The organism is Lacimonas salitolerans (assembly GCF_042677865.1).
GTDB classification, from domain to species: Bacteria; Pseudomonadota; Alphaproteobacteria; order Rhodobacterales; family Rhodobacteraceae; genus Lutimaribacter; species Lutimaribacter salitolerans.
On the sequence record NZ_JBHUDD010000029.1, the window covers coordinates 1 to 10,626 of the forward strand.

The 10,626-nt window shown below is 66.1% G+C and carries 6 protein-coding genes; 4 read left to right on the plus strand and 2 right to left on the minus strand.

Annotation, left to right across the window (positions count from 1 at the left end):
- The first annotated feature begins 165 nt into the window (after positions 1–165).
- On the plus strand, positions 166–915 hold the full coding sequence (locus ACFTOW_RS03910) for a metallophosphoesterase (protein ID WP_379913289.1): 750 nt from the start codon (positions 166–168) through the stop codon (positions 913–915).
- On the opposite strand, the gene ACFTOW_RS03915 is transcribed toward ACFTOW_RS03910, so the two are convergent.
- Positions 902–3,997, minus strand: coding sequence for a glycosyltransferase 61 family protein (locus tag ACFTOW_RS03915; RefSeq protein WP_379913291.1), 3,096 nt, complete (start codon positions 3,995–3,997; stop codon positions 902–904). The two genes, ACFTOW_RS03910 and ACFTOW_RS03915, sit on opposite strands and share 14 nt — an antisense overlap.
- Positions 3,998–4,241: 244 nt before the next feature.
- On the opposite strand from ACFTOW_RS03915, the gene ACFTOW_RS03920 reads away from it, so the two are divergent.
- The 3 genes from ACFTOW_RS03920 to ACFTOW_RS03930 are packed head-to-tail and all read left to right on the plus strand — an operon-like array spanning position 4,242 to position 8,325.
- Positions 4,242–6,815 (plus strand): glycosyltransferase, encoded by a 2,574-nt coding sequence (locus ACFTOW_RS03920; protein WP_379913293.1) that lies wholly within the window; start codon positions 4,242–4,244, stop codon positions 6,813–6,815.
- Complete coding sequence (locus ACFTOW_RS03925; protein WP_379913295.1) at positions 6,812–7,531, plus strand: CatB-related O-acetyltransferase; 720 nt, start codon at positions 6,812–6,814, stop codon at positions 7,529–7,531. Before ACFTOW_RS03920 ends, ACFTOW_RS03925 begins: the two co-directional genes overlap by 4 nt.
- A gap of 2 nt (positions 7,532–7,533) precedes the next feature.
- Positions 7,534–8,325, plus strand: a complete 792-nt coding sequence (locus tag ACFTOW_RS03930; protein ID WP_379913297.1) for a sulfotransferase family 2 domain-containing protein — start codon at positions 7,534–7,536, stop codon at positions 8,323–8,325.
- Between the two features lie 88 nt (positions 8,326–8,413).
- On the opposite strand, the gene ACFTOW_RS03935 is transcribed toward ACFTOW_RS03930, so the two are convergent.
- The gene (locus ACFTOW_RS03935) at positions 8,414–10,591 is read right to left on the minus strand and encodes a glycosyltransferase (protein ID WP_379913299.1); all 2,178 of its coding nucleotides are present in this window, start codon (positions 10,589–10,591) and stop codon (positions 8,414–8,416) included.
- Positions 10,592–10,626 lie beyond the last annotated feature (35 nt).

Here is a 10,626-nt window from a genome sequence, read left to right on the forward strand (position 1 = left end):
GATACAGTCATGACCCAACCCTCCCATTCCCTCGAATAGAGTTGAATCAGAGATCTCCAATATCCGCAACTGTAGTACTAGTAATCTCAGCCAAAGGACGTTTTTGCAACAGGTTTTGCCCAAAGCCCGCTTGGAGTGAGACATAAAAGCCCATATCTGTGCCCCATGTTTTCATTCCTGCGCAGACGCGCCCCCAATCCGATTTTCGATGCAGCCCCCGCGCCCGATGCGCCGCTGGCGGTGATCGGCGACGTTCACGGCAGCGATGCCCTGTTGGAGCGCCTGCTGGACCGGCTGGATGCCGAGGGTGATCCGGTCACGCGGGTCTGCGTGGGCGATTACGTCGATCGCGGCGAAAACAGTGCCGCCGTGATCGACCTGCTGATGGCGCGCCAGCAGGCGGCCTCCGACCGGCTGATCTGCCTGATGGGCAATCATGAACGCATGATGCTGGATTTTCTGGATGCGCCCACCCGTGCCGGGCCGCGCTGGATGAAACATGGCGGGGTGCAGACAGTGGCCAGCTTTCACATCACCCCGCCTTCGGCCGGGGCGGGGGACGAGGACTGGCTGCATCTGCGCGACCGGCTGGACTCGGCCCTGGGGGCGCGGCGCGAGGCCTGGCTGCGCGCGCTGCCGCTGTACTGGCAGTCGGGCAATGTGGCGGTGGTGCATGCCGGGGCCGACCCGGCCCTGCCGCTGGCCGATCAGCCCGAGCAGGCGCTGCTCTGGGGTCATCCGGAGTTCGAGCGGACCCCGCGCCGGGACGGGCTCTGGGTGGTGCATGGCCACACCATCGTGCCCGAACCGCAGGCCGATCAGGGCCGGGTGGCCACCGACACCGGGGCCTATGCCACGGGACGGCTGACCGCGGCGATGATCGACGGGACCGGCGTGCGCTTCATTCGCGCCTGAAATCCGGCCTGAACTGCAGGCCAGACCTCTTCACGCGCCCTGCGGGTCTGAGCCTTCCGCCGCCCACTCGGCAACAAGCGCCGAAAAGCTGTCCTTCAGGGCGCTGTCGAACTGCCACGCTGCCTTGTGCCGGACGCCGGCCGGCCGCCCGCCCGCCCGGAACCAGGAAATGGGTTTCGCTGCCGCCGATGTCGCGCAGCAGCCGATCATTGATGTTTAGTTTGAAATAGTCCGGTGCAACGGTCAGAACCTTTGCCCCGGGCCGGGCACAGAACGCGCACAGGTGCAGCTGCGAGCCGACCGGCCCTGCCATATGCGTGGCCCCGCGCGCCAGCGCGACCTGGTCGGCAAACGGCATCTCCTGCGGATGCACGACGGTAAAACCATGCCCCTGCATCAGATCATCGAGGGCAGCAAGCTGCGGCCCCCCCCGATTATCGTTTTCAAGCCGGCTGCGCGACAGCCAGATGCGCCGGGGCGTGTCGCCCGGGCTGGCATCGGCCGCGATGCGCGCCCCGGCGCTGCGCATCATTCTTGAAAATACCGGGTTCCACATCGCCCCATAGGGCGCGATGCGGCGGGGCACGATCAGACGATCAATCCGCACCGGCCTGTCCGCAAACCGGATCTGCTCATCGATCAGCCCGATCCCGTTCAGCACCTGCCGGGCAAAGGCCGGAAACTTCGCACCCGTCGGCCCGGTACCAAGCATGCCCTGGCCAAGGACGCCATCGATCTGGCGAGGATCGACCAGACCCGCCTCGATCGGCCAGAGCCGCGCCGGCATATCGGTCAGCGTATGCCCAAAATGGGCATAAAACAGTTCCGCGAAAAGCCACGTGCCTTCGATATGGTCAATCTCTGCCGGAAGCTCTGCAGCCCATCGGCCCTGCTGCCGGGCGACAACACGGGGCACATTCCAGGATTTTCCGAAACTGTCGGGAAACAGGCTCCCGTCCGCCGCAACCAGCAATCCAAGATCTTTGAAGGACAGACCCTGGGGCAAAGCGTCTGACTGCGCTGGCGCCGCACCGCGCCGCGCCAACTGCGCAAGCACGTGGGCGGGATAGAACACGGCGTCCCGCAACACCATGACATAGGGCGCGCCCGAGGGATCAAGCCATCCCGGCTTGGTCGTGCCATGCGGCAGATCAGGGAAATGGATCGCGTCCTCGGGGGCCGTGCCGATCTGCGCGGCGGCGATGCGGGGCAGGCTGTCCAGCGGGCGCGGGGTCAGGGCGCGCGCCGCATTGGTGCCCCGCCCGGTCGCGGTTTGCCCCTTGTCGCGCGCTGGGGACAGCAGGTTGCCCGGCCCTGCGACCTTGCTGGCAAGGCTGTCGCCCCGACTGGCGCGGGCCGCCATGACAGCGCGGTCACCATCGTCCGCCTTTCCCATGCGCCAGCTGGCCGGGACAGCGTCGCCAAAGCGGGCAGCGACAGCGGCATATTGTGGTGCCAGACCCTTTTCCAGCAAGGCGGCGATGTCGGGCGGCAGGCTGCTGCTGCGCCCCAGGTTGACCCGCTTGTCGCTTTCGACCGGAACCGGGGCGATGCCCAGAAACGCACAGATGCGATCCACGCTGCCTTGGGTAAACAGCTCTTCGTAAAATGCGTAATGGATGCGCTCGGCCGGCACGACCGCCTCGAGTGCGGCCATGGTGCGGGCATAATCGGCGCGCGGGATGCGAGCCAGATTCTGTCGGGCGTGCATATCCCGCGCATGCTGGATGCACTCTGTTTCATAGTCTGCATCGGTCAGCTTGGGAGATTTGGCGCTGACCGCCATGCGGATATGTGACCACAGCCGCTCGACCGGATCGCGCATCACAAAGATGAACCGGGCCGGGCCGATACTGTCCATCTGGGCGAAGGCATCACTGGAAAGCACGGAATAGGACGGGGTGAAATCGCAAATGATCCGCTGCCCCTGATAGTCCTTCAAAAGATATTCGACATAGGGTCTGTGATCGCCAGGTTTGGTAGCATAGATCGACAACTGGTCGAGAAGGATTCGGGCCCGTCGCAGTGGCCTGCGATTGTCGGTGTTCACGCCGTCGGTCAGGGTCTCGATGTTCCGGCGCAGCCGGGCCAGCCGGTCGGTCACGTGTCCGGCCTCTCCCTTGTGATTGAGCACATCGAAATAATGCAGTTCCTTGGTGGGCAGGTTGTGGCAATCGGCACTTTGGCTCAGGCATTCGAACAGCCAGCTGGTGCCTGCCTTCTGCGCACCGATGCCATAGGCCAAGCAAGCCCCGTCCGGTAACAGTTTCCTGCCTTTCGGAGCCGGTTTCGCGACTTGCCCAGGTTGGGGTGTGGCCAAAGGTTTGGACTGCACCCCGGGACCAGCGGCGTGCTGCAGCCTGCCATCGTCCGGCAGGCCGATAAACCGTCGCACATCCCGTGCTACGACGACATCATGGGGGGGCTGGTTGAAGAAACCGTGACCGGCGCGGGGAAAGGTCCGCAGACTGCACCTGCCCTCGGGCCAGAGCGCGGCAAAGCGGCGCGCGCTGGCCACCGGCACCACCACGTCGCCCTCGCCATGCACGATCATGCAGCGCGGCTGCCCCGTCAGCGGGTGTCCGGCATAGCGGATCTGGGGCGACAGGGCGGTATGGGCCTCGGGGTTGAGCACCCGGTTGGCAAAACCTTCGGGGCCGGTGTCAGTGACCGGGTTCAGCAGGATCATCCCGGTCACGGCGGTCTGCACGGGTTCAGGGGCATCCATCACCGCATCCAGTGCCAGCAACCCGCCGAAGGACGCCCCCAGCACGAACAACTGCCCGTCATCGGGCAGTTGGCCCTGCACCCAGGCCAGCGCCCGGGCCGCATCGGCGCGCATGTCGTCAAACCCGGCCTGATCACGGTTGAGCGTGCGGTATTGTGGCACCGTCACGCTTATCGGGTGGGTTGCAGGAGCATCCTGTGTCAGCAGCCGCACAAAAGGGGCGATCATCGTGGGATCGCCACCAACCCCGCCGCCGCCATGAAAGACCAGGATGCTGATGCCGCCGGGGACCGTGCTGCCCCAGAGGTCCGCCTGCAGGCCCTGGCCGATATCGCGCGTGACTGGTGTGTCCATGGCTGCTCTGGTTCCATTCTGACTGCCGCGGGCGCATCCTGCCTGTAGTCCCGTGCCGGACGGCTGATGGCCTGTAGGCGTCATAGCATTGCCCATGGGTGCGTGAAAGATGCCCCGGCACAGCCTGCCGGCGCAGGGAATCTGTGGGATTTCTCACTTGCAACAGGGCGCGCCGCGTGGTGGTTAGAAAAATGTCGGCAGGCACGGTTTCCCGCCGGGAAGATATCTTCTGGAGACTTGCCCGATGCTGCGGCGTCTGATCAGCCTTTATACCCGTTACGCCGCTGCACATATGGATGTCACCCTGCCCCGGCAGCCGATCACGGATCAGACCGGCGAGGTCATCGGCTATGTCGATACCACCCGCCTGCATGCGGGCCGCCTGCAGGTGACCGGCTGGGTGCGCGCCGCGCGGCTGAGGCTGGTGCTGGCGGGGGCCGAGGCCTCGGGCACCCCCACCCTGCGCCGCGAGGATGTGGCGGCTGCCCTGGGTCTGCCGCCGACACTGGGATTCGACCTGTCGCTGCCCGACAGCCCGGCCATTCTGGCCAGCAGCGAGGCACCCGGCCTGATCGTCACACCGCTGCCCGGCGCTGCCGGGGTTGAGCCGCTCAGCCTGCCTGCCGCCCTGCCCCGCCGCCAGCGTGCGCGGCTGGTCCTGAGCTTTGTCCGTGCATTGCTGCGGTGCCTGCCTGCGATGCTGGGCTGGGCGCTGACCGGCGATCCCGCCCATCGCGCGCGCATCAAGGACCGGCTGGGCCTGGGCCTGCCGCAATCGGGCGGGGCCATCGATCCGGTGCTGCTGCCCGGTGATGATGCGGCCACACCCGAGCGCGAAGGGGCCCCCGCGCGCCTCGATATCGTGCTGCCGGTCTACAATGCCTTTGATCTGCTGCAGGAATGCCTGGCCCGGGTCGAGGCCCATACCGATCTGCCCTACCGGCTGATCGTGGTCGAGGACGGCTCGACCGACACCCGCGTCCTGCCCTTCCTGCGCGACTGGGCCGCCACGCGCGCGCAGGTCGACCTGTTGGAGAACCCGCAGAACCTGGGTTTCATCGGCGCGGTCAATCGCGGGCTGGCCCATGCCGTGGAGAACCCTGCGCCGGAGGACAGGGACGAGGCCGCCCCCGGGGCGGTGGTCCTGCTCAATTCCGACGCGCTGGTGCCTGCGGGCTGGACCAGCCGCCTGGTGGCACCGCTGGCCGATCCGACCGTGGCCAGCGTCACGCCGATGTCCAACGACGCCGAGATATTCTCGGTGCCCGCGATCTGCACCCGCACCCTGCTGGTGCCCGGTCAGGGCGATGCCATCGACGCCGTGGCGGCCCGTATCGGTGTGCCCGCCACGCCGATCACCGCTCCCACCGGGGTGGGGTTCTGCATGGCGCTGGCGCGTGGCTGGCTGGCACGTCTGCCCGGCCTTGATCCGGCCTTCGGGCGCGGCTATGGCGAAGAGGTCGACTGGTGCCAGAAGACCGCGCGTCTGGGCGGGCGGCACCTGGGCCTGCCGGGGCTGTTCGTGGAACATCGCGGCGGCGAAAGTTTCGGCGCGCAAGACAAGGCGGCACTGGTGGCAAGGAACAACGCCATCATCGCCCACCGCTATCCCGGCTATGATCAAAGCGTGCAGGATTTCATCGCCGCCGATCCGGCGCTGACCGCGCGGCTGGCGCTGGGGCTGGCCTGGGCCGGCACGCTGGATGCGGACCGCGCGGTGCCGGTCTACATGGCCCATGCGATGGGCGGCGGGGCCGATCACTGGCTGGAACGTCGGGTGGGCGGGGATCTGGACGACGGCAAGCCGTCTGTCATCCTGCGGGTGGGCACGGCCCATCGCTGGCGACTGGAACTGGTCACACCGCAGGGCCGCATCACCGGGTACAGCGATACGGCCGGTGATATCATCCGGCTGCTGGGTCTGCTGCCGCGCAAGGCGGTGATCTATTCCTGCGGCGTGGGTGATCCCGACCCCGTCGAACTGCCCGCGCTGCTGATGGCGCTGACCGGGCCGCAGGATCGCACCGAGATGCTGTTTCACGATTACTTTCCGCTGTCGCCCTCTTACACGCTGCTTGACAGCGACTGGGCCTATCGTGGTCCGGTCGTGCCTCCGCGCGCAGACCCTGCCCATAGCGCGCGCCGCGCAGACGGGGATGTGGTGTCACTTGAAGACTGGCAGGCGGCCTGGGCCGAGTTCGCCGCCCGTGCCGATCTGGTGGTGTTCTCTGATGACAGCGCCGCACAGGTGGCCGCGGTCTGGCCCGGCCTGGCAGATCGCATAGTGCTCAGACCTCATGCCCTGTTCCACCCGGTACCGCGCCTGCCTGCCCCTGCCGCCGACGCCCCCCCCGTTCTGGCGGTCCTGGGCAATATCGGTCGCCAAAAGGGCGCGGTGGTCGTCCAGCGTCTGGCGGGCCTGCGCGCGCAGGATGGCAAGGGCCCGGGCCTTGTGCTGATCGGCAATATCGACCCGGCCTATGATCTGCCGGGCACGATCGCCGTGCATGGCAATTACAACGTGCAGGACCTGCCGCATCTGGTGCGCCGGCATGGCATCACCCATTGGCTGATCCCCTCGGTCTGGCCGGAAACCTTCTGCTTTACCGTGCACGAGGCGCTGGCCACCGGTCTGCCGGTGCTGGCGTTTGGTCTGGGCGCGCAGGGCGCGGCGGTGCGCGCGGCGGAAAACGGGGTCGAGATGCCCTTTGACATCGAGGCCGATCTTGCCCAGACGGTGCGCGATTGCATGGAACGGATCGTGTCGCAGGCGCAGCCAGTGGCGGCGGATAGAATCAAGACGAAAGAGGCGCAATGAACGAGACGGTTTCGATATCCTGGCTGAAATCCCGTGGGGTCGAGGTGCTCAATCGTCCTGGCGGCAAGGTGAGCCTGCCCAAGCACACGGTGATCGAGGCGCCTTCGAGCCTGAAATGGACGCAATACGAGTATCTGATTGAGCTGGGCGCATTTTCCTACCAGGTCTCGGGCTATTGCTTTGCTGCAAAGATCGGCCGCTACTGCTCGTTCGGCGAGGATGTACAGATCGGCCGCCAGAACCACCCCACCACCTGGGTCTCGACCAGCCCGGCCTTTTACCTGGGCGACCGGCTGTTCGATCTGGGCACCGGCTTCGAAGGGGCCGAGGGCTATCACAGCTACAAGTTCGAGTTTCAGGGCCCGGCCACCAAGGCGCGCATCACCACCATCGGCAATGATGTCTGGATCGGCCACGGGGCCTATATCGGCGCAGGCGTGACCATCGGCGACGGGGCCATCGTGGCGGCCCATGCGGTGGTGAGCAAGGATGTGCCGCCCTATGCGGTGGTGGCGGGCAACCCCGCGCAGATCCGCAAATGGCGGGTGGGGCCGCAATTCGTCACCCCCCTGCTGCGGCTGAAATGGTGGCGCTATGCGCCCTGGCAGCTGGATCACCTGGACCCGTCCGACATCCAGGGCTTCCTTTCCGGGCTGCACCATATGAAGGATGTGGAACCCTTTGCCCCCGATGTGGTCGACCTGCGAGCCAAATGACGATGACCACATCCGCCGACACGACCATCGTCTTCCTGCATATCCCCAAGACCGCAGGCCAGACCATCCATTCCGAACTGGCCCGCGTGGTCGGGGCAAAGGCTGTCTCGCCGGTGCGGGTGCATACCCAGGCGGGACCGGGGACCGAACAACTGCCGCCCGGATACAGGCTCTATTCGGGCCATATCGACTGGGAGGCGCTGGAAACCCTGCCCGAACCGCGGTTCGTGTTCACCGTGCTGCGCGATCCGCTGGAGCGCATCGCCTCGTTCTATTTCTACCTGCGACGTCAGGCCGAGGGTCTGAGCGCGGAAGAGCTGGCCAGCAAGGCGCGCACCGGGATGCGCATGGCGCTGGAACTCAGCCCCGATGACTATTTTTTTAGCGGCACGCCCGGCTGGCAGCGTTTCGTCCGCGATCATTACCACAGCCCCTACTGCGCCTATCTTGCGACCCGCAGGCTGCGCGGCTATTCGCAGGTCGCCGATGTGCCGCGCGGCGATCTGGTCAAGCGCGCGCTTGTTGCGGCGCGCGGACTTGACGGGGTCTATAACGTGGATGGGCTGGACCGGCTGGAACAGGATCTCAAGACCCGGCTGGGAATCACCGTGGATCTGACCGGAAAGTTCGTCAATGCCGACCCGGCCGGACAAGAGGCCCGACGCTGGCCCCGGCTGGAAGCGATGATCGAGAAAGAGCAGACGGTGGTGCGCCTGAAACGGTTCGCGCTGGCCGATCAGCTGTTGATGTTCCGCCTTGGCCTGGGTCCGAAACCGGATCGTCCCGAAAGCTGATCGTCGCCTGCCCGCAGTGGGCAGGCAATTTTTCAGCGACAGCTCGTGCCCGGCGGTGGCACTGTCCGCCGCCGGGCAGAATGGCATGTCAGGCAGAGAGAGGCTCGACGGCCCGGGCCTGCCGCATCGTATCAAGATGCGCGACCATCTCTTGCGGCGTGGTACGCAGCGGCAGGATATGGGCATCGGGCACGCCCAGACCGCGCAGCCGCGACTGCTGCGCGCCGATGTCGAAGACCACGACCGGCAGACCGCTCTCGATCGTGGCCGAGAGCGTGTAGGAATAGGTTTCGGGCAGGCGCGCAGGCTGCAGGATAACGTCAAGCTCCAGCGCCTCCAGCCGCTCGGACAAGGTGTCGTGGCTGTAGCGGCCCGCCACCTCGATACCGGCCTCGGCGGCAAGGCGATCATCCTTGGTAAAGCCCACGACCACGAATGTCACGGGCAGGTTGCGGTCCTGAACCAACCGCGCGCAGTCGATCAGATAGGCAAAGCCCTTGATATCCGAGATAGCGCCTATGACACCGACCCGCAGTCTTTCCGACCGCTGACGCCGCGCCACGGGGCGCGCGCCGGGGGTGACCGCGTCATGCGGTGCCACGCGGATCGCGATTTCGGGAAAATAGCGGGTCAGACGCTCGGCCACGTCGCGATCGGGCACGACGCAGGCCTCGGCCCCCGCCAGAAGCGGGCGATTTTCGGCGCGCCACCAGTCGATATCGACAGTGCCGAATTCGGAATGCAGCGCCTGAAGGCAGCGACGACAGCCGTCGCTGTCGGGTTCGCCACAATAGACCCCCCGATCGTCAGCCAGGTTGATGCGCGGACAGATCGGCAGGTAATCGTGGATGACATAGCGCCAGGGCAGACCAGCCTCCTGCAGCAGGCGGTGCAGCTTCTGCGCTCCGAAGCGCCCGAAATCGGCCAGGTGATGCAGATCGACACGGGTGATGCCCAACCGCTGCCACAGCGCGATGATGGCGGCGCGGTCACGCTCCAGGTCCAGCGCCTTGAGGTTGGGCAGATCCGGGGCCGTGGCATGGAAATGCACGACCCGGCCCCGGTGCGGGCTGTCCGCGCGCATCCGAAACACCGATATGCCGTCACGTGCCATGCGGGCGCAATCCTCTTCGACGGCCTGTTCGGTACCGCCGCCGCGCCCGTGCGAGATCACCAGCACGTTGCGCGCGCCCTCCAGTCGCATCATCCGCGCCTCGTCGATGCGGGCGCGATGCGGGCGCAGCGGATCGGCGGCAATGAACCGCTGCACGCGGGCGTCGTATTTCGGGTAGCGTTCGTTGATCACGGCCGTCGCATGGCGCACCCGTTCGGCCTTTTGCCCCTGAAACGACATGTTGCCCAGGTGGCGGATCACCACATTGCCCGCGATCATGTCCAGCCAGCCGGCGGCCTGCGCACGCTGGCAGAAATCATTTTCCTCGCCATAGCCGGTGCCAAAGGCCTCTTCGTCGAAATCGCCCACCTCATCCAGCACTGCGCGCCGGATATACATCGCAAACCCCACCCCCGTGGGGGCGGGCACCGGCTCGGCCTCGGCGTTCACCTCGGCGGCGATGGCATCCAGCGTTTCATAATCGATTTCCAGAGCGTGCGGGTTGTCATGAGGAAAATGCGGATAGCTGCAGATCGTGCCATTGTTGGTCAGCGGCGTCAGCGTGCCGATCAGCGGATCGGCCTGCACGGTCCGGTGCAGCCGGTCGACCCATCCCGAAGGCACCTCGGTATCGGAATTGAGCAGGATGACATCCCGGTCAGGGTGCAGGCCCATGCCCCGGTTCACGCTTTTGACAAAGCCCTGGTTGGTGTCGTTGCGCAGCAGGGTGATATGGCCGCTGTCAGCCAGCGCCTGCAGGGCTGCGCTCAGTTCCGGTTCGGGCGAACAGTCATCCACCACCACCAGCTCGAACGGCACCGCGTCGCGCGCGCGCAGAACATGCCACAGGCACGACAGGGTTTCGTCCAGCGCGCGATAGACCGGAACGATGACATCCAGCACCACCTCCTGCGTATCCTGCGGCGGCAATGCGCGGATCGCGGCCTCCAGATCGTCGGGATGGGTGATCGTCACCCCGTCGGCGCGGCGCAGTCCAAGATCGGCGTAATGCACCGGGATCGCCCCGCGCGCATCGCCCACGGCCAGGTAATGCGCAAGCGCGTGCAGTTCGGATTGCCGCGCCTCGGGGTTTTCGGCCAGATAGGGGTAGATTCCGGTAGGGGGCAGGATCGTATCACAAGGTCCTGACACCCCCTTCTTTCCTCCATTTTGAACTCTGTGGCCGC

Excerpts from the sequence above, each read along its gene's own strand:
- ACFTOW_RS03910 (WP_379913289.1), top strand. The coding sequence starts at position 166 with ATGTTTTCATTCCTGCGCAGACGCGCCCCCAATCCGATTTTCGATGCA.
- ACFTOW_RS03915 (WP_379913291.1), bottom strand. The coding sequence starts at position 3,997 with ATGGACACACCAGTCACGCGCGATATCGGCCAGGGCCTGCAGGCGGAC.
- ACFTOW_RS03920 (WP_379913293.1), top strand. The coding sequence starts at position 4,242 with ATGCTGCGGCGTCTGATCAGCCTTTATACCCGTTACGCCGCTGCACAT.
- ACFTOW_RS03925 (WP_379913295.1), top strand. The coding sequence starts at position 6,812 with ATGAACGAGACGGTTTCGATATCCTGGCTGAAATCCCGTGGGGTCGAG.
- ACFTOW_RS03930 (WP_379913297.1), top strand. The coding sequence starts at position 7,534 with ATGACCACATCCGCCGACACGACCATCGTCTTCCTGCATATCCCCAAG.